The organism is Achromobacter sp., from assembly GCF_032102605.1.
Classification (GTDB): Bacteria; Pseudomonadota; Gammaproteobacteria; order Burkholderiales; family Burkholderiaceae_B; genus Achromobacter.
This window is the reverse complement of sequence record NZ_DAMDGT010000001.1, coordinates 833,385-857,837: the sequence shown is the minus strand read 5'-3', so window position 1 is coordinate 857,837 and position 24,453 is coordinate 833,385. Positions and strand designations below refer to the sequence as shown.

24 protein-coding genes are annotated in these 24,453 nt (G+C 67.2%); 11 read left to right on the top strand and 13 right to left on the bottom strand.

Annotation, left to right across the window (positions count from 1 at the left end):
• Window positions 1-3: 3 nt before the first annotated feature.
• Complete coding sequence (gene argC / locus RT614_RS04045; RefSeq protein ID WP_313620450.1) at window positions 4-936, bottom strand: N-acetyl-gamma-glutamyl-phosphate reductase; 933 nt, start codon at window positions 934-936, stop codon at window positions 4-6.
• A 179-nt stretch (window positions 937-1,115) separates the two neighbouring features.
• Here argC and RT614_RS04040 point away from each other — a divergent pair, with 179 nt between their 5' ends.
• On the top strand, window positions 1,116-2,006 hold the full coding sequence (locus RT614_RS04040; protein ID WP_313620449.1) for a LysR family transcriptional regulator: 891 nt from the start codon (window positions 1,116-1,118) through the stop codon (window positions 2,004-2,006).
• Window positions 2,007-2,162: 156 nt separating this feature from the next.
• Here the strand turns inward: RT614_RS04040 and RT614_RS04035 are convergent, their stop codons facing one another.
• Window positions 2,163-3,968, bottom strand: a complete 1,806-nt coding sequence (locus RT614_RS04035) for a chloride channel protein (RefSeq protein ID WP_313620448.1) — start codon at window positions 3,966-3,968, stop codon at window positions 2,163-2,165.
• Between the two features lie 74 nt (window positions 3,969-4,042).
• Between RT614_RS04035 and RT614_RS04030 the strand changes: the two genes are divergently transcribed.
• The 5 genes from RT614_RS04030 to RT614_RS04010 all read left to right on the top strand — a co-directional run bounded on the left by RT614_RS04030 (window position 4,043) and on the right by RT614_RS04010 (window position 8,466).
• Complete coding sequence (locus RT614_RS04030; protein ID WP_409558424.1) at window positions 4,043-4,504, top strand: MarR family winged helix-turn-helix transcriptional regulator; 462 nt, start codon at window positions 4,043-4,045, stop codon at window positions 4,502-4,504.
• A gap of 97 nt (window positions 4,505-4,601) precedes the next feature.
• Complete coding sequence (locus tag RT614_RS04025; protein ID WP_313620444.1) at window positions 4,602-5,759, top strand: HPP family protein; 1,158 nt, start codon at window positions 4,602-4,604, stop codon at window positions 5,757-5,759.
• A gap of 56 nt (window positions 5,760-5,815) precedes the next feature.
• Window positions 5,816-7,255: an ATP-binding protein gene (locus tag RT614_RS04020; RefSeq protein WP_313620443.1), complete on the top strand. Its 1,440-nt coding sequence runs from the start codon at window positions 5,816-5,818 to the stop codon at window positions 7,253-7,255.
• Window positions 7,252-7,866: a response regulator transcription factor gene (locus RT614_RS04015; RefSeq protein ID WP_313620442.1), complete on the top strand. Its 615-nt coding sequence runs from the start codon at window positions 7,252-7,254 to the stop codon at window positions 7,864-7,866. Before RT614_RS04020 ends, RT614_RS04015 begins: the two co-directional genes overlap by 4 nt.
• Before the next feature lie 111 nt (window positions 7,867-7,977).
• Window positions 7,978-8,466, top strand: a complete 489-nt coding sequence (locus RT614_RS04010; protein WP_313620440.1) for a heme-binding protein — start codon at window positions 7,978-7,980, stop codon at window positions 8,464-8,466.
• A 177-nt stretch (window positions 8,467-8,643) separates the two neighbouring features.
• Here RT614_RS04010 and RT614_RS04005 read toward each other — a convergent pair whose 3' ends face one another.
• The 4 genes from RT614_RS04005 to RT614_RS03990 form a co-directional block, all read right to left on the bottom strand.
• Window positions 8,644-10,221: a hypothetical protein gene (locus RT614_RS04005; protein WP_313620438.1), complete on the bottom strand. Its 1,578-nt coding sequence runs from the start codon at window positions 10,219-10,221 to the stop codon at window positions 8,644-8,646.
• 136 nt (window positions 10,222-10,357) lie between these two features.
• Complete coding sequence (locus RT614_RS04000; RefSeq protein ID WP_313620437.1) at window positions 10,358-10,897, bottom strand: DsbA family protein; 540 nt, start codon at window positions 10,895-10,897, stop codon at window positions 10,358-10,360.
• Complete coding sequence (locus tag RT614_RS03995; RefSeq protein ID WP_313620436.1) at window positions 10,894-11,400, bottom strand: redoxin domain-containing protein; 507 nt, start codon at window positions 11,398-11,400, stop codon at window positions 10,894-10,896. The genes RT614_RS04000 and RT614_RS03995 overlap by 4 nt, the downstream gene beginning before the upstream one ends.
• A gap of 77 nt (window positions 11,401-11,477) precedes the next feature.
• Window positions 11,478-11,996, bottom strand: a complete 519-nt coding sequence (locus RT614_RS03990) for a DNA starvation/stationary phase protection protein (protein WP_313620435.1) — start codon at window positions 11,994-11,996, stop codon at window positions 11,478-11,480.
• A 313-nt stretch (window positions 11,997-12,309) separates the two neighbouring features.
• Between RT614_RS03990 and RT614_RS03985 the strand changes: the two genes are divergently transcribed.
• From RT614_RS03985 to RT614_RS03970, 4 genes are all read left to right on the top strand, one after another.
• Window positions 12,310-14,232, top strand: coding sequence for an ATP-binding protein (locus RT614_RS03985; RefSeq protein ID WP_313620434.1), 1,923 nt, complete (start codon window positions 12,310-12,312; stop codon window positions 14,230-14,232).
• The gene (locus RT614_RS03980) at window positions 14,229-14,879 is read left to right on the top strand and encodes a response regulator transcription factor (RefSeq protein ID WP_313620432.1); all 651 of its coding nucleotides are present in this window, start codon (window positions 14,229-14,231) and stop codon (window positions 14,877-14,879) included. The genes RT614_RS03985 and RT614_RS03980 overlap by 4 nt, the downstream gene beginning before the upstream one ends.
• A 116-nt stretch (window positions 14,880-14,995) precedes the next feature.
• The gene (locus RT614_RS03975) at window positions 14,996-15,379 is read left to right on the top strand and encodes a response regulator transcription factor (RefSeq protein WP_313620430.1); all 384 of its coding nucleotides are present in this window, start codon (window positions 14,996-14,998) and stop codon (window positions 15,377-15,379) included.
• A gap of 144 nt (window positions 15,380-15,523) precedes the next feature.
• The gene (locus tag RT614_RS03970; RefSeq protein WP_313620428.1) at window positions 15,524-16,360 is read left to right on the top strand and encodes an alpha/beta hydrolase; all 837 of its coding nucleotides are present in this window, start codon (window positions 15,524-15,526) and stop codon (window positions 16,358-16,360) included.
• Window positions 16,361-16,438: 78 nt separating this feature from the next.
• Here RT614_RS03970 and RT614_RS03965 read toward each other — a convergent pair whose 3' ends face one another.
• The 3 genes from RT614_RS03965 to RT614_RS03955 all read right to left on the bottom strand — a co-directional run bounded on the left by RT614_RS03965 (window position 16,439) and on the right by RT614_RS03955 (window position 18,834).
• Window positions 16,439-17,368 carry a CysB family HTH-type transcriptional regulator gene (locus RT614_RS03965; protein ID WP_313620426.1) on the bottom strand — a complete coding sequence of 310 codons (930 nt, stop codon included), beginning with the start codon at window positions 17,366-17,368 and terminating at the stop codon, window positions 16,439-16,441.
• Between the two features lie 10 nt (window positions 17,369-17,378).
• Window positions 17,379-17,729 (bottom strand): VOC family protein, encoded by a 351-nt coding sequence (locus RT614_RS03960; RefSeq protein WP_313620425.1) that lies wholly within the window; start codon window positions 17,727-17,729, stop codon window positions 17,379-17,381.
• A 268-nt stretch (window positions 17,730-17,997) separates the two neighbouring features.
• Window positions 17,998-18,834: a DUF4189 domain-containing protein gene (locus tag RT614_RS03955; protein WP_313620424.1), complete on the bottom strand. Its 837-nt coding sequence runs from the start codon at window positions 18,832-18,834 to the stop codon at window positions 17,998-18,000.
• A 311-nt stretch (window positions 18,835-19,145) separates the two neighbouring features.
• Between RT614_RS03955 and RT614_RS03950 the strand changes: the two genes are divergently transcribed.
• Window positions 19,146-19,712 carry a hypothetical protein gene (locus tag RT614_RS03950; RefSeq protein ID WP_313620423.1) on the top strand — a complete coding sequence of 189 codons (567 nt, stop codon included), beginning with the start codon at window positions 19,146-19,148 and terminating at the stop codon, window positions 19,710-19,712.
• 96 nt (window positions 19,713-19,808) lie between these two features.
• Here RT614_RS03950 and RT614_RS03945 read toward each other — a convergent pair whose 3' ends face one another.
• The 4 genes from RT614_RS03945 to RT614_RS03930 all read right to left on the bottom strand — a co-directional run bounded on the left by RT614_RS03945 (window position 19,809) and on the right by RT614_RS03930 (window position 24,199).
• Window positions 19,809-21,434 carry a PepSY-associated TM helix domain-containing protein gene (locus RT614_RS03945; protein ID WP_313620421.1) on the bottom strand — a complete coding sequence of 542 codons (1,626 nt, stop codon included), beginning with the start codon at window positions 21,432-21,434 and terminating at the stop codon, window positions 19,809-19,811.
• Window positions 21,435-21,436: 2 nt separating this feature from the next.
• On the bottom strand, window positions 21,437-21,739 hold the full coding sequence (locus RT614_RS03940) for a hypothetical protein (protein ID WP_313620420.1): 303 nt from the start codon (window positions 21,737-21,739) through the stop codon (window positions 21,437-21,439).
• Window positions 21,726-22,013 (bottom strand): hypothetical protein, encoded by a 288-nt coding sequence (locus RT614_RS03935; RefSeq protein ID WP_313620418.1) that lies wholly within the window; start codon window positions 22,011-22,013, stop codon window positions 21,726-21,728. The genes RT614_RS03940 and RT614_RS03935 overlap by 14 nt, the downstream gene beginning before the upstream one ends.
• A gap of 77 nt (window positions 22,014-22,090) precedes the next feature.
• On the bottom strand, window positions 22,091-24,199 hold the full coding sequence (locus tag RT614_RS03930) for a TonB-dependent siderophore receptor (RefSeq protein ID WP_313620417.1): 2,109 nt from the start codon (window positions 24,197-24,199) through the stop codon (window positions 22,091-22,093).
• Window positions 24,200-24,453: the final 254 nt, after the last annotated feature.

The window sequence follows — 24,453 nt, the reverse complement described above, 5'->3', positions numbered from 1 at the left end:
CCGTCAAGCGATTGCGGCCAGCATCAGGTCCAGGTTCTGCACCGCGGCGCCGGACGCGCCCTTGCCCAGGTTGTCGAACACGGCGGTCAACAGCACCTGGCCGTGCTGTTCGTTGCCGTAGACGCCCAGGCGCAGGTCATTGGTGCCATTGAGCGCCTGCGGGTCCAGGTGGGTGTGCGCCGCCGCGTCCTGCACCGGCACCACCTGCACATGGTCCGCGCCGGCGTAATGCTGTTGCAGGCAGGCGTGCAGCTTGCCGCTGTCCACGCCCTTGGGCAGCAGGCGCAGATGCAAAGGCACGGTCAGCACGATGCCCTGGCGGAAGGCGCCATAGGCCGGCACGAAGACGGGACGTTGCGTCAGGCCGGCGTGCCGTTCGATTTCGGGCGTGTGCTTGTGGGCCAGCCCCAGACCGTATACCTGGAATGCCGGGCCGCCCGCCGCGCCCGAGCCCTCATAGGCATCCACGGCGGCACGGCCGCCGCCCGAGTAGCCGGACACCGCATGAATGACCGCCGGGTAGTCGGCGGGCACCAGCCCGGCTTCGACCAGCGGCCGCAGCAAGGCGATCGCGCCGGTGGGGTAGCAACCGGGATTGCTCACGCGCAGCGCGTTCGCGATGCGTTCGGCCTGCCCGGCGCTCATTTCGGGGAAGCCGTACACCCAGCCCGCGTCGGTGCGGTGGGCCGAGCTGGCGTCGATGATGCGCACCTTGGGGTTGACGACGGAGGCGGCCGCCTGCCGCGCCGGGTCGTCGGGCAGGCACAGGATCGCGATGTCGGACGCATTGATCGCCTCGGCGCGCCGCTGCGGATTCTTGCGGTCGGCGTCCGGCAGCGTCAAGAGGCGCAGATCGCCGCGTCCGTGCAGCCGTTCGTGGATCTGCAGGCCGGTCGTGCCCTGATCGCCGTCGATGAAAACTAGGGGTTGGGTCATGGTGCTGTCCGCAAGGGTCGGGGTTGTCTGGAACTTCCAGGATGGCCTTCATCATTGATCCGATGCGGGGATAAGAAAAGTCGAATATCATGACCGTTCAATTCAGCTTTTCTGAATCAACGAACCTTTCTGGGCCGTCGCGACCGCCCTGCGGCCCGCCAGCCTCCCCGAGATCACCCATGCGAGAGATCAGCCTGGACCGTTTGCGCACCCTGGTCGCCATCGCCGACCTGGGGTCGTTCGCAGACGCCGCGCGCGTCCTGCACCTTGCGCCGCCCACGGTCAGCCTGCACGTGGCGGACCTGGAATCCCGCGTCGGCGCGCCCTTGCTCACCCGCAAGCGCGGCCACGTGCGGCCCACCGCCATTGGAGAAACCCTGCTGGAGCGCGCCCGCCGGCTGCTTGCCGAAGCCGACCAGGCGTTGGACGACGTGCAGCGCCAGGTGCAGGGATTGGCCGGCCGCGTGCGGCTGGGCGCTTCCACCGGCGCGATCGCGCATCTGCTGCCGCAAGCCCTGGAAGCGCTGGGCCGCGACCATCCCAACATCGACGTACAGGTCGCCGTGCTGACCTCGCAGGAAACCTTGTTGCGGCTCGCGGACGGCACGCTGGACGTCGGCCTGGTCGCCCTGCCCCAGCCGCCGCTGGACGGCCTGGTGCTGCGTCCGTGGCGCCGGGATCCGGTGATGGCGTTCCTGCCCGCCGCCTGGAAGGCGCCCGCCCGCGTCACGCCTGCGTGGCTGGCGGAAAAGCCGCTGATCCTGAACGACGCCAGCACGCGGCTGTCGCGATTGACGGGGGAATGGTTCGCCGCCGCCGGGCTCAACCCGCGCGCGCGCATCCAGCTCAATTTCAACGACGCGATCAAAAGCCTGGTCGCCGCAGGCTACGGCGCCACGCTGCTGCCGCACGAGGCAACCGCCCCTCAACCGGATCCGCGCGTCATCATGCGGCCGGTGCGGCCTGCGCTGTGGCGCCCGCTGGGCATCGCGCACCGCGCGGGCCAGGTGGAACGCGCCACGCAGCACGTGCTGGACGTCTTGTGGGAATTGCGGGCGGCGGGCGCCTGACGGCGTCAGACACCAGGAACTCGCAATCAACGGCAGGTGCCTGACACCCCCAGGCGCGCCGTCCCGGCATGACGGCGGTTTGCCCGGGGTGTCAGACTTCGATCGAGGGACGATGGTGATCGTCCCTTACGGCATCACATAAAAAGAAAACCGCCGTCAAGACGCCTTGCCCGCCTGTTTCGGCAAGGCGGCGCCTCGACGGAAATACGCCGCGCGCTGGCTTTCCTCGCGCAGCCGCCGGGCGCGTGATCGGAAGAGATCCTTGCGACCCACGATGCCCAGCAGGCGGCCCGTGTCGCGATCGACGATCGGCACCCTGCCCGCCCCGGACAGGGCCATGCGGTCGGCGATCTGGCTGGCCAGTTCGTCGGGATGGCCCTGCACCAGCTCGCGGCCGGCCAGGGCCTCCGCCAGGCTGCGTTCGTCGTGCTCGCTGTCGAGCGCCCACGCCAGGCTGTCGGCGCGCGTCACCTCGCCGATGACCACGCCCTGGGCGTCCACCACCGGGTAGCTCGTGTGCACCGGGTGCGCGGTCGTGAAATGCGCGATCGCCTGCGCCACCGTCAACGTGTCGGGCAGCGTCTGCACGGGCGTGGTCATCACGTCGGCCACGCGCAGCAGGTCGAAAGGATCGACCCGGTACTCGCGGCTGATGTGATGGCCGCGTCGCGCGATCTTCTCAGTCAGGATGGACCGCTTGAGCAGCAGCACCGTGACCCCGTAGGCAAACACGCACGCCGACAGCACGGGCAGCAGCGCTCCCATGTTGCCGGTCAGCTCCACCGCGAACAGCGTGGCGGTCAGCGGCGCGCGCATCGTGCCGCCCATCATCGCGGCCATGCCGACCAGCGCCCAGAAACCCGGATCGGCCTGCGGCAGCAACGGCGACGCCAGCGCGCCCACGGCCCCGCCGAAGATCAGCAACGGCGCCAGCACGCCGCCCGACGTCCCGGACCCCAGCGCGATGGACCAGATGGCGACCTTGACCACCAGCAGCACCAATACCGCCTGGAACGCCAGGTCGCCGGCCAGCATGTGCCGGATGTTGTCGTAGCCCACCCCCAGCGCCGCCGGCTCGATCAGCCCGCCGATACCGATGGCCAGCCCGCCGAACGCCGGCCACCACATCCAGTGGATCGGCAGTTTTTCAAACAGATCCTCGGCCGCGTAGACCAGCGAGGTCAGGACGCCGGAACCCAGGCCCGCCAGCACGCCGACGGCGGCGCACGCAGCCAGGTGCCAGGGCGTGAAGGAAAGCTGGCCCGCATACGCGAAGATGGGACCGGGCTCCATGATGAAGGCGCGCGTGGCGGCCGCCACCAGCGCCGCCATCGCCACCGGCAGGAAGCTGCGCGGCTTCCATTCGAACAGCAGCAGTTCCACGGCCAGCAGAACCGCCGCCAGCGGCGTGGCGAAAATGGCCGTCATACCCGCCGCCGCGCCCGCCACCAGCAGCGTCTTGCGCTCGCCGTCGTCCAGGTGGATGGTCTGCGCCAGCAGCGATCCGATCGCGCCGCCCGTCATGATGATGGGGCCTTCGGCGCCGAACGGTCCGCCCGTGCCGATCGATATGGCCGACGACACCGGCTTCAGCACCGCCACCTTCGGCTGAATGCGGCTCTTGCCGATCAGGATGGCCTCCATCGCCTCGGGGATGCCGTGGCCACGGATCTTCTCGGAGCCATATCGCGCCATCAGGCCGATGATCAGGCAGCCGACGACCGGTATGGCGACCGAGCCCAGGCCCAACTGGCCGGTCGTGATCGGCATGTCGGCAAAGGAAAACACGCCGTGGTAGGCCACGTTGGTGCACAACGCAATCAGGCGCAGCAGCATCCATGCGGCCGCCACGCTGGCGAGTCCGACGGGGATGGCCAGCGCCATCAGCAGCACGACGCGACGGTCGGTAGTGAAGTCGCCAAGCCGCAGGCCGGGCCGGACGGAAGAGGATATGGGGGACATGTTGTAGAAAGGTGGAGGGCAATCGCAAGACGTTTGCGAAATGTCATATATATCGTAGCACGACATATATTAGAATCGCACGGGTGAACGCACCCCGCACCCCTACTCGCCTGTCTTCCGCCGATTACGAACTGCTGGCGGACTTCCGTTACGCGCTGCGCAAATTCGCCGCATTCAGCGAAAGCGCGGCAGCGGAACTGGACCTGATGCCGCAACAACACCAGGCCCTGCTCGCCATCAAAGGCACTCGCAAAGGCGCGCCCGGACGGCGCGGCCTGTACGTCGGCGAGATCGCGGAACGCCTGCTCATCAGACCCCACACCGCCGCGGAACTTGTCGGCCGCCTTGCCCGGCTGGACCTCGTCAGCCGCGAAGGCGACCCCGAAGACGGACGCCGCGTCGAGGTGATTCTTACGCCCAAAGCCGAGCGCATGCTCGAAGACCTGTCCGCTTCCCATTTGGAAGAATTGCATGCCATGCGCCCGCTCCTGACGCGGCTGCTCGCACGCATGGGGCCCGATCCAGACCTGCCCTGACCCTGCCGCTGCGGCATAAGCTCATACCGCCAAGCAATAAGCCTCGTGATAAATTGTCGGCCCGCGACATATTTGTTCGTCGCGAGGAGAGACTGTCTTGGGTGTTGCAATCAAGCGCTGGCTGGGGTCGTTCGCGCCGGCGCCGGTGGGCGTCAATGCGCGCGAAAAAATCTATGGCGCCGTGGGCGCCCTGCTGGGGCTGTTCTGCACAGAATGGGTGGGCCACCACGCGCTAGGCTCCGCCAATCCCTGGTTCATCGCCCCCATGGGTGCCTCCGCCGTGCTGCTGTTCGCGGCGCCGGCCAGCCCGCTTGCGCAGCCCTGGTCGCTGATGGCCGGCAATCTTGTCTCCGCGTTGATCGGCGTATTCTGCGCCCAGTTCATTCCTGTCCCGGGCATCGCCGCGGCCGTCGCCGTCGCACTGGCAATCGGCGCCATGTTCTCGCTGCGCTGCCTGCATCCGCCCAGCGGCGCGGTCGCGCTGACCGCCGTGTTGGGAGGCCCTTCCGTCGCCAGCCTGGGCTACGGTTTCGCGCTGTGGCCCGTGGCCCTGAATTCGCTCATCCTGCTGAGCATTGCCGTGGTTTTCAACGGCGCGCTGAAGCGCAATTACCCGCGCCGCCATGCGGAACCGGCGGCCGGTCACCGCACGCGTGATCCCGTTCCCAGCGCCCGACTGGGCTTTTCCCGCGCCGACCTGGACGAAGCGTTGACCCAGCGCGGCGAACTGCTGGACATCAGCAAGGAAGACCTGGAGGAAATCGTGCTGGCCGCCGAGCTGCGCGCCAGCGTGCGCCGCTTTGGCGACGTGCGCTGCGCCGACATCATGTCGCGCGACGTCGTGTCCGTCATGGAAAAGGATCCGCTGGACTATGCGGTGCGGCTCTTCGACAAGCACCGCTTGCAGGCCCTGCCCGTCATGGACTCGGCGGGTCGCTATGTCGGCATGATCGCGCAAGGGGACGTGCTGGCGCGCAAGAGCCGGCTCACGCCGATTGCGGCCGACGCCGAACCCGCTCTGGACCTGCTCGTGGGCGACTGCATGCGCAGCGAAGTCCCCTTCGCCACACCCGGCCTGCCCGTCATCGAACTGGCGCGGCCCATGTCCGACAGCCTGCATTGCGTGCCGGTGCTGGACGAGGCGCGCAATCTGCTGGGCCTGGTGACGCAATCCGACCTGGTTGCAGCCCTGTATCAGATCGCCGTGTCGGCCAACTCGCACCCCGCCGGCGACGCCCACAAACTGGCCGCCTGAGCCTCCGTAGCCCTACGGATTCCGGCGCGCGCCTGCCGCAAGGCATAATTTCGGGCGTGAATCCCCTATCGCGCGCGCGCGCCCTCTTCTGCTGGCTGATCCTGTTCTGTCTTGGCGCCGTCTGGATCGCGCGGCAGGAATACGTGGACCAGCACGAGCGCTTTTTCCAGAGCACCAGCGTGGCCCAGCGCATGCTGAGCCAAAAGACGGTGCAGCACGAAGCCGTGCTGGCTACGCTGGCCGCCCTGTCGCACCCGCCCTCGCCAGAACGCCTGTATCCCAGCCTGCAACCCGCGATGCCCCAGTTGCTGGGCCTGGGCCATCTGCCGGGCGGCGTCTGGGCCGGCAGCCTGCCGCAGCCGCCCGGCCTGCAGGCTGCCGTCGAACGCGCGCGCGAGCTTGGCCGCCCCGTGACCATGCCCGTGGACGACGCCCGATACTGGCTGGTCGCGCCTTCCGGCTGGAGCCTGCTGCTCGACGCCCGCCAGTTGGTGCCCGCCGCCGACTTTCCCCCGGGGCTGGCCCACCTGACCCTGACGGTGAACGGAACGCCCCTTGTCCTCTTGGACAAGCAGGCCGGCGACACCGCACCGGGCCTGACGCTGGCGCTGCAAAAGCCGTTGGGCGCGGCCAGCCAGCCTTTTCCCATACGCAGCACCCGCAAGCTCACGCCGGATACCTGGCCGTGGACCGCCTGGCTGGGCTGGGCCGTGGCCAGCGCGTTGCTGGTGGCGGGCGCAGCGGCCTGGCAGCGATCGCGCGCGGAAGCGCGCCGGCAGCAGGAGCAGGTGCGCCTGTCGGCCATGGCGCGGCTCAGCACGGTGGGCGAAATGGCCGCCGGCATCGCCCATGAACTCAATCAGCCCCTGACCGCCATCCTGGCGCACACCCGCGCCGCGGAACGCCTGCTCGACGACGACGAAGAACGGCCCGCCGTGCGGCATGCCTTGCTTGCCAGCGCCCAACAGGCCAAGCGCGCCGCCGACATCATCAGTCGCATGCGCGCGCTGGTCCAGCCCAGTTCGCCCGCCCGGCGCGAAGCCCTGGACCCCGACGCGCTGGTGGCGTCGCTGCGCTTTCTGCGCGAACCGGAACTGGCGCGGCAAGGCATCCGCCTGACGTGGGCCAACGCCAGCCCGGGCGCGCGGCCGCTGGGCGACCGCGTGGCGTTGGAACAGATCCTGCACAACCTGGTGCAGAACGCCGCGGATGCGCTGTCCGGAACCAAAGGGCCTCGCCTTATCGCGCTGGAAGGCCGGGTCGCTGACGGCCAATACCAGTTCAGCGTCAGCGACACGGGCCCCGGCATCGCTGCCGACGCCATGCCGCGCCTCTTCGCCCCCTTCTACACCACGCGCGACCAGGGCATGGGCCTGGGCCTGGCGCTGTGCGACACGCTTGCCGGCTCCATGGACGGCCGCATCGACGCGCGCAATCTCACCCCGGCGGGCGCCTGCTTTACCCTGAGCCTGCCGCGCGCCGGAGGCGCCGCATGAACGCCAACGATCACTCCCCTCTGGTCTATCTGGTCGACGACGACGACGCCGTCCGCGACGGCCTGGCGCTGCTGCTTCGCAGCGTCGGCCTGCGCAGCGCCGGCTTTGCAGACCCCATGGCGTTCCTGGACGCGCTGGCGCAGTCGACCATCGGCTGCGTGGTGCTGGACATCCGCATGCCCGGCATCAGCGGACTGGACGTGCTGGCCACGCTGGCGGAACGGTCGGACCTTCCCGTGGTCATGCTGACCGGCCACGCAAACGTGGACCTCTGCCGCCGCGCCTTCAAGGGCGGCGCGATGGAGTTCCTGCAAAAGCCGGTGGACGATGATGTCTTCCTGGACGCCGTGCAGGCCGCCGTGCGCACGCACATCGCCAGCCGCGAACGCCTGGCCGTGACGCAGGCAGCCGCTGACAGGCTGGCCAGGCTGTCCGGACGCGAGCACGAAGTCCTGCAACGCATCGTCCAGGGCATGAGCAACAAGGAAATCGCGCGCGAGTTCGACCTGTCGCCGCGCACGGTCGAAACCTACCGCGCCAACGTGTTCGCCAAACTGGAGGCGGATTCGCTGGCGCAGCTTATCCGCCAGTACGCGACATTGCTGGATTGAGCCGCCTCCGTAACGCTACGGAGGCGCGCGCGTAGTCGGGCGTATACCGCCCCGCCGGCCTTTTGGCCACACTGTCGGTTCCTATCGCACCACCTTAAAAGGATGCCGAACATGAACCGAATCGCGCTCGCCGCTTTGACCTCCACCCTGGCATTCGCCGGCGCCGCCCACGCCGCCGTGCTGAGCGAAAGCAACCTGTCGATGGCCGATGCGCAAAAGCTCGCCACGGCCACCGTCGCGGCCTGCCAGGCCAAGGGCTACAACGTCAGCGCGTCCGTGGTGGACCGCGCCGGCCTGCTCAAGGCATTCGCGCGCGCCGACAACGCCGGCCCGCACACCATCGAAGCCAGCCGCGCCAAGGCCTTCACCGCCGTGTCGGCCAAGACGCCCACGCTGACCATGATGGAAAACGCGCAGAAGAATCCGGGCGCGGCCAACCTGACCGACATCCCGGGCTTCCTGCTGCTGGGCGGCGGTGTGCCGATCAAGGCCGGCAACAGCGTGATCGGCGCCATCGGCGTGGCCGGCGCGCCGGGCGGCAACCTGGACGCGCAATGCGCCGACGCGGTGCTCGAAGAGAACGCCGCGCTGTTCAAGTAAAGCTTGAACGGGCGGGTTGCCCGCATTCCATCGCGGCCCCGCCCAGATTCAAAACCGGCAGGCCGCCCCTGTTTGACCGGGCCACGTTCGTCCCGGCGGACTGGCCCTTTCAGACTGCTTCGACGAGTCGCCGACGCTCGCGCCAGACGTGGCCGATTGACCAGCCGCTGCGCGCCATCAGTCCTGGCGCTCTCGCGCAACGGCCCGCGCCAGCGCCAGGTGCTTGCCAAGCAGCATCGCGTCCGCCGCAGCCGGATCACGCCGCTGCAGGCGCTCGGCCTCGGTCGGTTCCAGATCCGCGGCGCGCACCAGCGACAGCAGGTCGCGGGTCTTGGTCTCCAGCACCGGAATCAAGGCCTCCTCGATCACCTCGCCCTTCACGTACGTCTGCACCCGCATGGAAAGGTTGCGGGAATGCGTGAGGGTCGCCTCGGCCAGGAAGCCTTGCTCGTAGCGGATGCCGGTCTGGCTGATGACCTCGTCCTTGATCTGGTAGAACTTGTAGTTCTGCGAATCCTTGTCGTTGGACAGGTCCAGCTTCTGCTGCGGCGTCAGCGCGGTGTGGAAGCTGGCGGCCAGATTGGCGCGCTGCTCCTGCTTGACGCCCAGGTCGAACAGCGGCCGTCCGCTGACGCTGCTGCTCTGCGAGACCTGGTAGGTGAACTGGTCGACTTCGCCGGGCTTGTACGGATTGCTGGCGTCCATGGTCTGCGAGACCGACGCCGAGAAGTCCGCCACGCCCGACAGCAGACTGCGGTACGTGTAGCCGGCCGCCACGATGCGCGGGGCTTGGCTGGACGGCGCGGCGCCGGACTCGTAGCTTTGGTGCAATTCGGCGAACGCGTCCTTGAACGTCGACATCAACGCCTCGTCGCCTCGGCCCCGACTGCGCGCGGCCTCGAACTGCTGCAGGTAATCGGCCACCGCCGCGGCGCGCTGCTGCGCGTTGCCCATCAGCGCAGCCTTGCTCACGTCGACATTGACCTTCACCACGCCGTCGGCGTTCTTGATGGTCAGCGACCGCTGCTTGCTGTCGGCCGAGAATTCGACGCTCTGATTGATCACGCCATTGGCGGTGGACGTCGCCTGCATCGACACCGACGACAGCACGGCGGTATCGAACTTGGCCAGGCTGGCCAGCGCCATGCGCGGCGGCACCGAGGCCAGGCCATCGACCGCATCCTGGAACGCCTTGGACAATCCCGCGATGGCGTTGCGCTCGGACTCGTTCAATTCGCCGTCGGTCACTTCGATCTGCACGGCCATGCCGTCCGCGCCATTGCCCAGCGTCACGGCAACTTTCACGCCGCTGGCGGTCGTGATGTTCAGTGTGTAGGCGTCCTCGGCCTGCCCGGGCAGGCTGGTTGGCAGCGCTTCCGCCAGGCCGTCGACCGCCCCGGCGCCAGACGAGAACGTCGCGGACTGCGAATAATTGGACCCGTCCGTCTTGAATCGGGCCAGCAGCGCCGACGCCACGCCCTCCAGCCGGCCTGCGGCCGTGCGTGCGGTAATCGCGTTTGCGATGGCCGTGGACACGGAATCGACGGCGTCCCGTTCCCACACCACGCCGGCGACCGCGGTCGCCGCGGGCTGGGACGTATAGGTCAGCGCGTTGGGCCCGCTTTGCCCGAGCGTGACCGTCGTGGAGGCGGGAACGACGTCGGCGTCGGTCTTGGCGCCGGCGCGGATCACGCCGGTTGCGGCCGGCGGCACGCCGATCGTCGTGACGGCGCCCGTCGAGGCAATGGATGTCATGGCGTCTCTTCCTTGTGGGGCGGTGGGCAAGGATTGCCCGGGCCAACCCATTCGTATGACAAATGTAACGGCAGAAAAAGCGCAGACTTAAGGGCACGGCGCCAGGAGCGAACCCCCGTCGCCGCCATCGGCCGTCTCAGGCGTGGACCGCCGCGCCACGCGCCGCCCGGCTCAGCGCCTCGACGAGGCTGTCGACATCGCGGGCTCCGTCGTATCGCTGGCCGTTGATGAACAGCGAAGGCGTGCCGTTGACCCCGCTTCGCACGCCGCCGCTGAAATCGACCTCGATCTTGGCGTCGAACGCGCCGTCAAAAGCGCGGCGCAGCATCTGCGAGGACAGGCCGATTTCCTGGCCGTACGCCAGCAGGTCTGACTCCGCCAGCGCGTCCTGGCGCTCGTACAGCAAATCATGGGCAACCCAGAACTTGCCGACCTGGGCGGCGGCTTCCGCGAATTCGGCCGCGCGGACCGCGTCCGGATGCAGTTCCGAAATGGGGAAGTTGCGGAAGACGAAGCGCAGGCGTTCCCCCAGCGCGCGCTGCACCGCCTTCAGCACGGGATAGGCCTGCCCGCAATACGGACACTGGTAGTCGCCATATTCCACCCAGGTGACGGGCGCGCTGTCCGACCCTTCGGCGTGGTCCTGCGCATTAACGGGAATGAAGAGACGGCTCATGACTGGACTCCTTGGATTGCAACGGGGGCAAGCGCGTCGAGCGCATCGAGAATGCCGTCCGCGCCGGGGTTGATGCCCAGCGGCGACACATAGCTCCATCGGATGACGCCATCCGCATCGATGACGAACAGGGCACGGTCGGCAATGCCTTCGTGCTCGCGGTACACGCCGTAGCGCCGGGCCACTTCGCCTTTGGGCTCGAAGTCCGCCAGCAGCGGGAAGTGCAGTTTGCGATCCGCGGCGAATGCCGCGTGGCACCACACGCCGTCCACCGAGATGCCGACGAGCTGCGCGCCCGCCTTGTGGAATTCCGGAAGGATCTCGTTGTACAGCGCCATCTGGTCGCCGCAGACCGGGCTCCAGTCGGCGGGATAGAACGCCAGGATCAGCGGTCGGCCCCGCAGTTCCTCGAGCCTGACCGTCTGGTCCGGCGTCGCCGGCAAGGCAAACAGGGGCGCGGCCGCGCCGGCGGGCAATGCAGCCGCGGGATAGTCATGTGACATGGGAACATCTCCGGATAGCGCCATGCAGCGCAAAGATGAAACGCGGTCGGGCGATACGCGGCCGCGGGCCGGAAGGCTTAGCGTTCCGCGCGGGTGGATTCGAACAGGAACCAGGTGCGGCGCTCGGCTTCGTCGATCCAGTTTTCGATCAGGCTGGTCGTGGCGACGTCGTTATGGCTGTCGCAGACGACGTGCGTGGCGCGCAGGAACCCCGTCAGGCGCCGGTTGTCGTCAGCCAGCTCGGCCAGCATGTCCTCGGGCGTCACATAGTCTGCGTCGTTGTCCAGCAGGCGCTGAAGCCGACGGATGTGGCCGATGGAGCGCAGCGTGGTGCCGCCGATCTTGCGCGCGCGTTCGGCGATGGCGTCGGTGGTCGCGTAGATCTCGGCGCCCTGCTCGTCCAGCATCAGGTGGTAGTCGCGGAAGTGCGGACCCGAAACATGCCAATGGAAATTCTTGGTCTTCAGGTACAACGCGAACATGTCCGCCAGCAAGGTCGTCAGCGCGGCAGCGATGTCGACTCTGGCCTCGGCGCCTAGATCCGAGGGCGTGCGCAGCGGTGCGGTCATGCGGGTTTGAAGCGACTGGTCGTTCATGGAATTTCTCCTGGGTTGGCTTGGCGAGTCGGGCATCGATTCCCGATGCAAACCAGAATAGCGACGGCGCCCCGCGCGCAGAATCGGCTCATCGTTTCCTGGCGTCATACGTAGGTTTATTCCGGGGATACGGGTGTTTTCTTTCAACGTGGATGCCTGATAATGTGCGGGTCTCGTCGCGCCCGGCGTCCAAGTGTTGCGGCGCGCCCCTAACCGGAGGTGGATCCTGCTCACGTCTTCAATCGGCCGCGCCCCGCACCAGCCGCCCGAGCAAGAACACGCCCATGCGCCGCAAGCACCAAACGCGCGCCGAATGCAGCTGGTGTTCCGCCTGGCCGCGCTGCTGCTTGCGCTGGCCATCTTCATGGTGGACACCTTCACCAGTTTCGACGGCGCCGTGGCGGTGCTGTATGTGGTGGTCGTGCTGCTGGCGGCGCGGACCTCGCGGCGCGCGGACATCATCGTCGCAGCCACCGCCGGCATCGTGCTCACGATCGCGGCGTACCTGGATTCGCACGGGCTGAATCACGTGGGCTCTCCCACCGCCCGCGCGCTGGTCAGCCTGGCGGCCATCGGCATCGCCGCGCTGCTGGCGCTGCAGAACCAGAGCGCCACCCGCAAGCTGGCCTCGCAGGCCCGGCTGCTCAACCTGTCGCACGACATGATCTTCGTGCGCGACCACCAGGGCGTCATCACCTTCTGGAACCGGACCGCCGAAGACGCCTATGGGTGGCCGGCGCGCGCGGCGATCGGACGCATCGCGGACGACCTGCTGCACACGCGCTACCCCGATCGCCGCGACGCCATCGAGGCCGAGCTCCTGGCGACCGGTAGCTGGGACGGCACGCTCGAACAACAGACTCGGGCGGGCGCCACCCTCGTCCTGGAAAGCCGCTGGGTCCTTCAGCGCGACCATCACGGTCGAGTGGCCGGCGTCATGGAAACGCACCGGGACGTCACGGACCGCAAGGCAGCCTACGCGGCGCTGGTCAGCAGTGAACGACGCTACCGGCGCATGTTCGACGCGAGCCGCATTGGCGTGATCCAGGAAGACTGGCGCGCCGTCCGCGCAGAATTGTCGGCAATGGGGCTGATGAATGGCCCTGCCCTTGCCGCCCATCTGGCGCGCCATCCGGAATTCATCGATCACGCCCGACGGCTCGCGAAGGTCGACGACGTGAACCCCGCGTTCCTGGCCATGGTCGGCCGGCGGCATGCGGCGGAGGGCATGGATTCCGTCGACGATATCCTCTGCGACGACGACCGCATGTACGCGCGCTCGCTGCTGGCTTTCGTGCAGGGCGACGCCTTCCACGAAGGCGAAACCGAAATCGTGCGCCCGGACGGCAGCCGCGTGCCGGTGCTGTTCACCATCACCTTCCCGTCCGCCGACGATGTCGCGGGGTCCGTGCTGGTCTTCGTGGTGGACAACACCGACCGCAAAGAGGCCCAGGACGCGCTGCTGCTGGCCCAGGCCGAACTGGCGCACGCCGCGCGCGTGGCGACGCTGGGCGAACTCACCGCCTCGATCGCGCACGAGGTCAACCAGCCGCTCATGGCAGTCGTCACCAGCGGCGACGCCGGCATGCGGTGGCTGCGCCGTCCGCAGCCCGACCTGCACGAGGTCGGACTGGCCATGGAACGCATCATCTCCGAGGGCCGACGCGCCAGCGAGATCGTCAAACGCATCCGCGCATTCCTGAGCAAGGCGCCGGTGCAGCAGGCCGTGCTGGACATCGCGACCGTCATCGAAGAGGCGACCCGCCTGGTGGCCCACGAACTGACCCGCGAGCGCGTGGCGCTGCAGGTCGACATCGAACCGGGGCTGCCGCCCATCATGGGCGACCGCATCCAGCTCCAGCAGGTGCTGGTGAACCTGATGGTCAACGCCAGCCAGGCCATGGCCGGCCAGACGCGGCCGCGCCGGCTTTCGGTCAGCGCCGAGCGGGCAAGCGCCAGCCACGAAGGCGCCGCGTCCGAAAACGCCGCGTCCGATGCCCCCGGCATGATCGCCGTCACGGTGCGCGACACCGGTCCCGGAATTGCGCCCGAAGACGTCGAACGCCTGTTCGACCCCTTCTTCACGACCAAGCCGCAAGGCATGGGCATGGGGCTGCCCATCTGCCGGACCACGGCGCAAGCCCATGGCGGCGCCCTCACCGTCCACAACACGCCTGGAGCCGGCGCAGCCTTCAGGCTGACCCTCGCCGCCACGCAGGGAATTCCTTCCACATGAACCAACGCACCGCCACGACCGCCGCGCCCGCGGCCGCCCAATCCCAGGTCATCGTCGTCGACGACGAGGCCAGCGTCCGGGCCTCTCTGGACAGCCTGTTCCGGTCGATCGGGCTGCGCACCACGTTGTGCGCATCACCCGCCGAGCTGCTTCAAACAGCCATCCCCGACGCGCCCGGCTGCATCGTCCTGGACGTGCGCCTGCCGGGCATCAGCGGCCTGGACTTCCAGGACCAGCTCGCCAGGCATGGCATCGACCTGCCCATCGTGTTCATCACCGGCCACGGCGACATCCCCATGACCGTGCGCGCCATGAAAGCCGGCGCGGTGGACTTCCTGTCCAAGCCCTTCCGCGAACAGGACATGCTGGACGCCGTGTCCGCCGCCATCGAACGCGACACGCAGCGGCGTTCCCGCGATGCCGCGATGGGCGGCCTGCGCGCCCGCTACGACACCCTGACCCCGCGCGAACGCGAGGTCATGGCGCACGTGGTGTCCGGGCTGATGAACAAGCAGGTCGCGGGCCTGATCGGCCTGAGCGAGATCACCGTCAAGATCCACCGCGGCCACGTCATGCGGAAAATGGGCGTGCGGTCGCTGGCCGATCTGGTGCGCCACGCCGAGGCGCTGGGGATTTCCGCGCCTTGATCGGGGCACAGGACAAACCTCTGTATGATTTTCCTGGCAGTCGCAAAGGTTCATAAGGAACAGTGCCGAGCTTCGGATGCGCATCGTGATCCGCCCGGCCCGAAGGATTCTCTTACATGAACCACACTCCCACTATCGCGGTCGTCGACGACGACGATGGGGTCAGATTGTCGCTGTCCAGCCTGTTGCGTTCGCTGGGCTATGAAGTCCGCACCTATGGCTCCGCGCCCGAGTTCCTGCATGACCAGGATATCGGCGAGCCCGACTGCATGATCACCGACGTCCAGATGGCGCCGATGACGGGCGATCAGCTTCAGGGCGCGCTCATCGCCGCGGGGCGCCGCATCCCGCTGATCTTCATGACGGCGTTTCCCACCGAGGCGGCGCGCCAGCGGCTGCTGGCGCTGGGCGCCTGCGCCTACCTGGACAAGCCCGTCGACGGCGAGGCCATCGCCCGGTGCGTCGCCGATGCCCTGGAGCATGGGCATCCATCGGGATAAGCGGATGGTGGCGCATCGGCCACATCCGCCGCCGGCAAGCGCCTATACCTTTGTATGACGCGCCAAGCCCACCGTAGGATGTCGCCGCGACGCATTAGGCCCTAGTCTATCGCTGCGGTCCAACCCACCCCGGAGCAACTGACCATGAGCTTCATCACCACCCCCGACGGCGTCGACATCTTCTACAAGGACTGGGGCCCCAAGACGGCCCAACCCATCGTCTTCCACCATGGCTGGCCCCTGTCCAGCGATGACTGGGACACGCAGATGCTGTTCTTCCTGGCCCAGGGCTACCGTGTCATCGCCCACGACCGCCGGGGCCATGGCCGCTCCAGCCAGGTCAGCGATGGCCACGACATGGACCATTACGCGGCCGATGCCGCGGCGTTGGCCCAACACCTGGACCTTCGCAACGCCGTGCACATCGGCCACTCGACCGGCGGCGGCGAAGTCACCCGCTACGTCGCCCGCCATGGCGAGCCGCAGGGCCGCGTCGCCAAGGCCGTGCTGGTCAGCGCCGTCCCTCCCCTGATGGTCAAGACCGAGGCCAACCCGGGCGGCACACCGATCGAAGTGTTCGACGGCTTCCGCAAGGCCCTGGCCGACAACCGCGCGCAATTCTTCCTGGACGTGGCCGCCGGCCCCTTCTACGGGTTCAACCGGCCCGACGCCAAGGTCTCGCAGGGCGTGATCGACAACTGGTGGCGCCAGGGCATGATCGGCAGCGCCAAGGCGCACTACGAGGGCATCAAGGCCTTCTCCGAGACCGACCAGACCGAAGACCTGAAGGCCATTTCCGTGCCCACGCTGGTGCTGCATGGCGACGACGACCAGATCGTGCCGATCGACGATTCCTCGCGCCTGTCGGTCAAGCTGCTGAAGAACGGCACGCTGAAGGTGTACCCGGGCTTCCCGCACGGCATGCTCTCGACCCACGCGGACGTGATCAACGCGGACCTGCTGGCGTTCATCAAGGGCTGATCCCTTGCCTGCACGTGAAAAAGGAAGGCACATTGCCTTCCTTTTTTTTTGGGCCGGTGCGCACGGGGCGCAGGACGTTCAGGCCTCGCCTTTGAGCTCGCGCTCCACCACCTCGCGCGTCAGGGTCGGCACGAACATCTCGACAAAATGGAAGGCGTAGCCGCGCAGCCAGGCGCCTCGACGGATGGCCAGCCGCGTCAGGTTGATTTCGAACAGGTGCCGCGCATCGATGGCGCACAGCCGGCCGTCCCGCTCGGCGTCCCAGGCGACCGCGGCCACGATGCCCACGCCCAGCTCCAGCTCGACATAGGTCTTGATCACGTCCGCGTCCATCGCGGTCATGACGATATCGGGCGTAATCCCCGCCCGCGCGAAGGCCTCGTCGATATGCGCGCGGCCCGTATAGCCGCGGCCATAGGTGATGATGGGAAAGCGCGATAGCTGCGACAACGTGACGCCATCGTGCTGGCGCTCCAGCGGATGGCCGCGCGGCACGATGATGCTGTGGCTCCAGCGGTAGCACGGCAGGTTCACCAGGCCCGGATAGTCGGCCACGGCTTCTGTGGCCACGCCGATGTCGGCCTCGCCTTCCAGCAGCATTTCCGATACCTGCTTGGGCGAACCCTGGTGCAGGTGCAGCACCACGTCGGGATAGCGCTGGCGGAATTCCTTGATGACGGGCGGCAAGGCATAGCGCGCCTGCGAATGCGTCGCCGCGATCGACAGCACGCCTGTCCGGCTGTCCGCGTATTCCGCGCCCGCATGACGGATGTTGTCGGCGCACTGAAGAATCTGCTCCACCAGCGGCAGGATCAGCTCGCCCGGCGGCGTCAGGCCGATCAGCCGCTTGCCGGATCGCACGAAGATGTCCACGCCCACCTCCTCTTCCAGCTCGCGTATCTGGCGGCTCACGCCGGGCTGCGAGGTGTGCAGGCTTTCGGAAACGTCGGTCAGGTTGAAGTCGCGGCGCACGGCTTCGCGCACGGATCGCAGCTGCTGGAAGTTCATCTTGCGCGCCTCAGTCCAGGATGGCCAGCTGATTGCCGGACGGGTCTTTCACGTACATGACGCGCGGCTGCACCTGGGGCAGCGAACATACCGGGTGATGGCCCGCGCCGACAAGCCGCGACAGGATGGCGTCATAGGCGCCGGCCTTGATGGCCAGGTAATCCGGCCGGACCTCCCGGCTGATCTCAAGAACTGGCGACAACGACAGCGTCGCATCGCCCAAGGCGAAACGCAGCCGCTCACCGTCGGCGTTGGGCACCTCTTCCAGTCCGATGACCCGCAAGTAGAAATCGCGGACAGCATCGTGCCGATGCGACAAAAATGGAAGCTGTACCGATTCGATCGAGAGTAGTGTGGACATGCCCTGCCGCCAGCAATGGAACAGGGCAAATTCTAGGATGCGCAGGTACAACCAGACAAAGAGGTTGTAATTGCTTCTACATTGCCGGAAGCCCTAAAGACGGGGGCTCATTTGCATATGCGTGACGTGGCGTGACTGATCCGCTAGCCATTCCGGCACCGTGCATCGTGAATGGAGCGCGCGCGGCATTTCAACGTACATGGCCACGGCGCCCCACCCGGTTACCTTCCGACGTCGCTTCCGAAAACGACCGGCGGCGTCGCCGAACCTAGTTCGCCTTTTCGTCTTCGCCGGCGTAGCCGTCGATGTAGGCGCGTCCCGAGCAACGCACCATGGCCACGCAGGCGGGGTTGCCCGTCTTCGCCGTGCACGCTGAACGGGATTCGTCGCGGGCCGTCTTGGGATCGGTGTTGAGCGCCGTGAAGCTGTTGCCTCGGCCCTTGTTGCCTTTTGCCCAGGCCAATCCGACGCAGCTATCGGTATAGGTCAGCACCTTCCGGCAGCCCTTGCAGTCTTCCCATTCCAGCAGCTTCGACAACGCGTCCTTTTCGTTCGGGTAGCCATCCGCATAGAGCAGATCGCCCGCGTCGCTTTCAGCAATGGCGCCCCAGTACTCGCGCTGATTCATCCGGGCGGACAAGGCCTCCAGATCGGCGGGCCGCGCCCTGGCGGCCGCCTGCAAGTCCGCCGCGCTGTAGCCAGGGCCCACGCACAGCGGCATGGTCGTCAGGCGGCATTTCCCGTCGGGGCTGCCGGCCGTGCAACGGCGTATCGCCTTCTTGGCGGCCATTTCCGGCGAGACACTGTTGCCCGGGAAAAGGTCCTGGACCGAATTGCGCGCATAGACCATGCAACTGTCGGAGAACCAGCTCAGCACCTTGCAGTCCTTGCCGCCTGCTTTGCGGCATTCCGCCAGGGCCTCGGCCTCGGCCTCCTTGCGGTTCATCTCTGGCGCCGCCCAATACATCTTGGAATGCTTGCCGTCGGTGGCGAAGCCGCCGAAAAGCTGTTCGGCGGCGTGGGCTGTCGGGGACGCCAGGCCCGCGATCAGGGCAACAGCGGCGAATGCGGCGCGGACCATCGGAAGGAATCGGGCAGTCATCATCGTGGGAGATCGGCGTGGAGGATTTTGGCGGGACGATGTTAGCCCAGGGGTCCCTCGTTCCGTCCCTCTATGCCACCCTGCGGCCGGCATATTAAGTAACAAATTTCACACTTGTCTAAGGGGACTCCGGCCCCCTTTATCGGTAAAAATGTCGCACTTTGTTAAGCGGGGCGTCAGCGGCAGGGCCGTGCAACGCCCGACATGGGTCGCGGCTCAATGCCGACGCGTGTCACGAACAGAAACAATAGCGGCCGGGTCCTGCATCCCGCATGGGCGACGACCGACCAGTCACGGAACCTGGACAGCTCACCATGACGTCGCAACAGCCAACCCACCACTGCCGCGGGCCCCTCCTGATCTCGGCCTGCGCTTTCGTCGCGCTCGCCCTGCCCGGCTGCGCGCCGATGCCCACCGGCGGCAGTTCCACGATGCCGTCGCTGAGCCAGGTCTTCAAATCGGGGATCTCGTTTTCGCCCAGCGTGAACGTGGCCAAGAACATGGAAGGCCGCAGCATCAACGACGCCATTGCGGCGCTGGGCGAACCGTCCAGGAAGCGGTCCATCGGCAACACCATGGAGCTTGAGTGGTCCGACTTCCAGTCGGCTCCTTATACGGAGTGGGTCGTCACCGGATCCAGCCAACAGGTAGTGGGAATGATCCCCGCCACCAACACCACGGCCGCCACGCCGGTGTTCCAGACGAACACCACCGGCCATTACGCCAACCGCACCCGCGTCTACGAATGCAAGGTCCTGATGCGCATGCAGGACAGCGTCATCACGGACACGAGCGTCGACGGGAACGTATGCCCGGAATTCATCTCGGCCCTGCGCAAGTGGGCAGGAGAAGCCGAGATGAAGAACTACGTCGTGAATTGATTCGGCAGGCGGCACCGGCCGCCTTTTTTATTGGGTGGGCGGACGGCGCCAGGCGGCGAACGCCTGGACATGCGGTACCGATTCTGACGTTGGCGTCTACGCCCCGGATGCGAGCGTCCGGGGCGCCCACACGCTGTCCGCATCGCCGCGGGCCAGCCGGCGACGCGCCGCGACCGCCATCCAGGCAAAGCCCAGTCCCGCCGCCAGTGCGGTCGCATCCACGCCAAGCGTGGCGGGCGACGCATGCGCCCACAGTCCCGTCGCGGGGAACAGCGCCCCCAGCGCCGATGTGGCCGGAATGGCCAGCGTCAACGCCGCGGCCAGCCACAGCAGATGCACGCCCGCCGCCGCGCCGCCGCGCAGGAACGACCACGCGATGCCTGCAAAGAACGCCGCGTAGTACACGCCCTTGAGCCAGGCGTCCAGGTCCGCGACGCGGCCGCTCAGCGCTTTGGCGGCGATCATCATCAGCGAGATGCCGCATACGCTGCCCAGGCACACGCCGACGGTCGCCGACGCCATCAGCCTCGTATCCAGCCGCTGCGCCGGCAGTTCTCCCGTGCGCCGATCCGCGCGCTTGCGGCGCGTTTCGATCCACAGCAGGTTTCCGCTGTAGAAAAGCCACGCGCCGGCCAGTCCCAGCACGAAGTAAAGCCACTGCACCGCCACACCGCCGAAGGACGCCATGTGCAGCGCGAAGAAACTGCTGACCCACAGGTTGGCGGCGTCCTGCCGGCCCGGCATGTAGTCGGTGCTGAGCACCTTGCCACTGTACGGATCGATTGCCACGAAACCGCCGCGGGCACGCGGCGAGATTGCGGCCGGGTCCTTGCCCCAGATGCGCACGATGGCGCGCGGCGCCGTCACCTGCGTGTATTGCAGCGCAATCGGTTCGAACGACGGCGCGAGGCTGCGCGCTCGCGCCAGCAGCTCGTCCGGCGGCAGCATGGCCGACGGGTCGCGCGGCGCGGCGTCCGCCGCCGGTCCGCCGGCCCGCTGGAACACCGATTCCAGCTTGCCTTCGTACATCAGCCTGTCCTGCAGGTCGTAGATGCCGTCGTGAAAAGCGAAGACGACCGAACTGAGCGCCATGACGATGTGAAACGGCAGCGAAATGATGCCCACCACGTTGTGCGCGTCCAGCCACATCCTTTTCAGGTTCTTGCCCACGCGCAGCGCGAAGAAATCCTTGACGAGCGAAGGCAGCAGGACGATCACGCCGGACACCAGCGCAATGGCGTACAAGGACGCCACGACGCCCATGAACCAGCGGTTCGGGTCGCTGTCCACGGGCAGCCCGACCACGCGATGCAGCACGTCGATGAAGTTGCCCAGCCCGCTGGGCTGGGCTTGTTCGATCTGCACCCCGCCGTCCGCGTCCAGCCGCGCCACGTAATGCCGCACGGACGATTCGTCGTGATCGTTGGCGTGCGGATCGCGCACTTCCCATCCCATGCGTGCCGGCACGTGTTCCGCGTCCTGCAGGTGGATGGTGAATCCCTTGGCCACGTCGGGCCGCGTCGCCAGCGTCCTGGCGATCAGATCCGGGGCGGATTCCAGCGGCGTCATGGCGACGGCGTGCTGCGGCGAGGCCCAGCGGGCGATCGGCTCCTTGAACACGGTCAGCGCGCCGGCATAAAAGGCGATGAAAAGCGCCATGCCGGTCAGGATGCCCGTCCAGGTATGGACCGATTTATAGATGCGGATGTAGTCGGCGCGCATGATCACGGCCCCCCTTGGAGCGCCCCGGCGGCGAATAGTCCGCCATAGAGCGCGAGGCATGCTCCGCCCAGCCAGCCCCAGGCGCGCAGGCCGCTGCCGAAGAAATACACGGTGGAAAGAATGCCCAGCCACACGGGCGGCACCAGCCACATCGCAAGCTGCGAACGCGTCGCCAGCGGCACGCCTGCCGTGACGGCCGCCAGCGCCGCGCTGCATCCCACGGCGATGGCAAACCCGAGGAGAGCCCCGGCCAGGGTCTTGGAGATCCAGTCACGACGGATCGGCGCGGGCTTAGCGGGCGTCATGGGCCTCTCCCCGGCGAAGCTGCCGCAGCACGCCGATGTACGGAATGAGGCAGAAGAACAGCATCAGCGCCGTGCCGAACACGAACACCGCGGCCACCGGGGTGTAGCCTTGCAGGCAGCCCCAGCCGCCCAGCGCCAGCAGTGCGACGCCCGCGATGCGCGCGGGCGCGACGGGCCAGGACGCGCGCCCCCAACGCTGGTTGGGCGAAGCGCGATAGATGCAGAAACAGCCCAGGAACAAGGCAACCAGGCTTGAGAGGATCAGGACTTGCATTGCCATCTCGATAATCAGGGTGTCAGGCCCGCGCCGCTCCCGGATCGGGAATCACCGGGAGCGGCGGGCCTTGCCGATCAGAAGCTGATGTTGGCGCCCAACATGACGCTGCGGGCCGGCCCCAGGGTCGCGATCGGGGTGGTGTCGCTGAAGACGCCGGCGTAGTAGTACTTGTTGAACACGTTGTTGACGTTCAGCCGCAGCACCACGTCGCGGCCGTTGACCTGCGTGGCGTAGCGCGCGCCCAGGTCCACCTGGCCCCACCCGGGGATCTCTATTTTGTTGGCCGAGTCCGCATACTGGCTGGAGGTTGCCTGAATGCGGCCGGACAACGTCAGGCCGGGCACCCACGGAGTGTCCCACTCCAGCCCCGTGTTCACCTGCCAGCGCGGCGCGCCGACGGCGGTGTTGCCGTTGTAGCGGTTGTACGAGGTCTTGACCTGCGTGCCCTGCGTGTAGGTCACGCCGCCCAGCACGCGCACGCCTTGCGTGATTTCGCCGAACGTATTCCATTCCACGCCGCGCACGCGCTTTTCGCCGCCGTCCGCGTATGTCGGGTTCGACGTCGAGCCTTCGGTCACCAACATGGGCTTTTCAATTTCGAAGAGCGCCAACGTGTTGGTGAAGGTGCCGGCGTTCCACTTGACGCCCAGCTCCTTCTGCTTGGTCTTGTACGGCGCAAAGACCTGGCCGAAGTTGGTCGCGGTGGTGTCGCTGACGCTGTCGCCCTTGCTCAGGCTCTCGACGTAGTTCGCGTAGAACGACAGGTCCGGCCCCCACGGCTTGACCACGATGGCCACGGCGGGCGTCACCGCGTCTTCGTCGTAGCGCGACGTCGTCTTGCCCGTCTTGTCGAAGTTGCTGGTCTTCACGCGCTGGTTGCGCAAGCCGGCGGTCAGCAGCAGCCTATCGTCCAGGAACGACATGGTGTCGACGAGCGCCAGGCTGGACAGCGTGTTCTCGCTGGTCTTGGGCGCGCTGCCGGGCACCGGGGGCATCACCGGCGTGATCGGGTCATAGATATTGGATCTGAACACCGAGGCCGGCCCCGTGGCCGAACCGTCTTCGAGCTTCAGGATGGACGCTTGCAGCACGAGTTCGTGCCCCACGCTGCCGGTCTTGAATCGCGAGCGCAGGCCGCCTTCGGCCGTCATGGCGTCCGTGTAGGCGCGCTGGCCGACGATCTGCCCGGAGAAATTGCCGTTGGCGTCGATCTGCCGGGCATGCGTGCCATTGATAAGACCGGATTGGTCGCTGTCCCGCCAACCCACGCCCGCGAAGGCCGATACGTGGTCATTGAACCGGTATTCGGCCTGGCCGAGCACGGCGTTGCTTTGTATGTTGCCGTAGCCGGTGCTGAACTGGTTGATGCGGGGATCGGGGGCGACGGGCACGACGGGGCTGGCGAACCAGAACATGGCCGGCGTGCCGCCCGTGAACGATTCCTGGCTATGGTAGGCGTCGATCGACGCCGTCAGTGCGCTGCCGCGGTAATCCAGGCCAGCGGAGAAGAATTCCCGCTTGCGCGACTGGCCGTCCAGCGTGGTGGCGCCATCGCTGAACGATCCGTTGACGCGCGCGCCCCATTCATTGTTGGCGCCGTAGCGACGGCCAGCGTCTATGGTCGTGCCCAACTGGCCATCGGACTGCCAGTTCACGCCGAAGGTCGCGTTGGGCGTATCGGTCGCGCGCTTCGACACCAGGTTCACCGTCCCGCCCACCGCGCCGCTGGGCGCCATGCCGCTGAACAGCGAGTTGGGCCCCTTCAGGACCTCTACCCGCTCGACGAATTCGAGCGGCGTGCGTCCCATCGGCGCCAGGCCGTACATGCCGTTGATGGCCACGTCGTTCTGGTTGACGTCGAAACCGCGAATGCGGAAGTTCTCGTAAGCGTGGCCGCTTGACGTGGTGAAACGCACCGAAGGATCGTTCGCCATCACGTCGGCCAGCGTGCGGGCCTGCTGGTTCTGGATGAGTTCGGACGTGTAGCTCGTGACATTGAACGGCGTATCCATCACGGACTGATTGCCCATCAGGCCCAGCCGCGCGCCCTCGGCCACCTGGCCGCCCGCGTAAACCGGCGGCAGTTCGCCGTCATTCACCGAACCGGCGGTCACGGTGACGGGCTGCAGCGTGGTTGCCTGCGGCGCCCCTTGCGCCCAGGCCGCTGGCAGCGGCAACAACATGGTCAGCGCAAGGCACGGCGCAATGCGCCCCGCCCGCGAGTCAATAGAAAAACCTCTTTCCCCGGACACTTCTCTACCCCTCATGACTAACGCGAATGAGAATGATAGTCGCTTATGTTAAACGAAATATGATTAACATGACAGCGTTACAGGGAAACGTGTGTCCGGTTTGCGATGGATCAAGGTGGGAGTGGCCGCAGCGCCGAGCGCCATCGCCGTGGCGCCCCCCCCGCGAAAAAAAAGCCGCTGCCGCC

Excerpts from the sequence above, each read along its gene's own strand:
- argC (WP_313620450.1), bottom strand. The coding sequence starts at position 936 with ATGACCCAACCCCTAGTTTTCATCGACGGCGATCAGGGCACGACCGGC.
- RT614_RS04040 (WP_313620449.1), top strand. The coding sequence starts at position 1,116 with ATGCGAGAGATCAGCCTGGACCGTTTGCGCACCCTGGTCGCCATCGCC.
- RT614_RS04035 (WP_313620448.1), bottom strand. The coding sequence starts at position 3,968 with ATGTCCCCCATATCCTCTTCCGTCCGGCCCGGCCTGCGGCTTGGCGAC.
- RT614_RS04015 (WP_313620442.1), top strand. The coding sequence starts at position 7,252 with ATGAACGCCAACGATCACTCCCCTCTGGTCTATCTGGTCGACGACGAC.
- RT614_RS04010 (WP_313620440.1), top strand. The coding sequence starts at position 7,978 with ATGAACCGAATCGCGCTCGCCGCTTTGACCTCCACCCTGGCATTCGCC.
- RT614_RS04005 (WP_313620438.1), bottom strand. The coding sequence starts at position 10,221 with ATGACATCCATTGCCTCGACGGGCGCCGTCACGACGATCGGCGTGCCG.
- RT614_RS04000 (WP_313620437.1), bottom strand. The coding sequence starts at position 10,897 with ATGAGCCGTCTCTTCATTCCCGTTAATGCGCAGGACCACGCCGAAGGG.
- RT614_RS03995 (WP_313620436.1), bottom strand. The coding sequence starts at position 11,400 with ATGTCACATGACTATCCCGCGGCTGCATTGCCCGCCGGCGCGGCCGCG.
- RT614_RS03990 (WP_313620435.1), bottom strand. The coding sequence starts at position 11,996 with ATGAACGACCAGTCGCTTCAAACCCGCATGACCGCACCGCTGCGCACG.
- RT614_RS03985 (WP_313620434.1), top strand. The coding sequence starts at position 12,310 with ATGCAGCTGGTGTTCCGCCTGGCCGCGCTGCTGCTTGCGCTGGCCATC.
- RT614_RS03980 (WP_313620432.1), top strand. The coding sequence starts at position 14,229 with ATGAACCAACGCACCGCCACGACCGCCGCGCCCGCGGCCGCCCAATCC.
- RT614_RS03975 (WP_313620430.1), top strand. The coding sequence starts at position 14,996 with ATGAACCACACTCCCACTATCGCGGTCGTCGACGACGACGATGGGGTC.
- RT614_RS03970 (WP_313620428.1), top strand. The coding sequence starts at position 15,524 with ATGAGCTTCATCACCACCCCCGACGGCGTCGACATCTTCTACAAGGAC.
- RT614_RS03965 (WP_313620426.1), bottom strand. The coding sequence starts at position 17,368 with ATGAACTTCCAGCAGCTGCGATCCGTGCGCGAAGCCGTGCGCCGCGAC.
- RT614_RS03960 (WP_313620425.1), bottom strand. The coding sequence starts at position 17,729 with ATGTCCACACTACTCTCGATCGAATCGGTACAGCTTCCATTTTTGTCG.
- RT614_RS03955 (WP_313620424.1), bottom strand. The coding sequence starts at position 18,834 with ATGATGACTGCCCGATTCCTTCCGATGGTCCGCGCCGCATTCGCCGCT.
- RT614_RS03950 (WP_313620423.1), top strand. The coding sequence starts at position 19,146 with ATGACGTCGCAACAGCCAACCCACCACTGCCGCGGGCCCCTCCTGATC.
- RT614_RS03945 (WP_313620421.1), bottom strand. The coding sequence starts at position 21,434 with ATGCGCGCCGACTACATCCGCATCTATAAATCGGTCCATACCTGGACG.
- RT614_RS03940 (WP_313620420.1), bottom strand. The coding sequence starts at position 21,739 with ATGACGCCCGCTAAGCCCGCGCCGATCCGTCGTGACTGGATCTCCAAG.
- RT614_RS03935 (WP_313620418.1), bottom strand. The coding sequence starts at position 22,013 with ATGCAAGTCCTGATCCTCTCAAGCCTGGTTGCCTTGTTCCTGGGCTGT.
- RT614_RS03930 (WP_313620417.1), bottom strand. The coding sequence starts at position 24,199 with ATGTTGTTGCCGCTGCCAGCGGCCTGGGCGCAAGGGGCGCCGCAGGCA.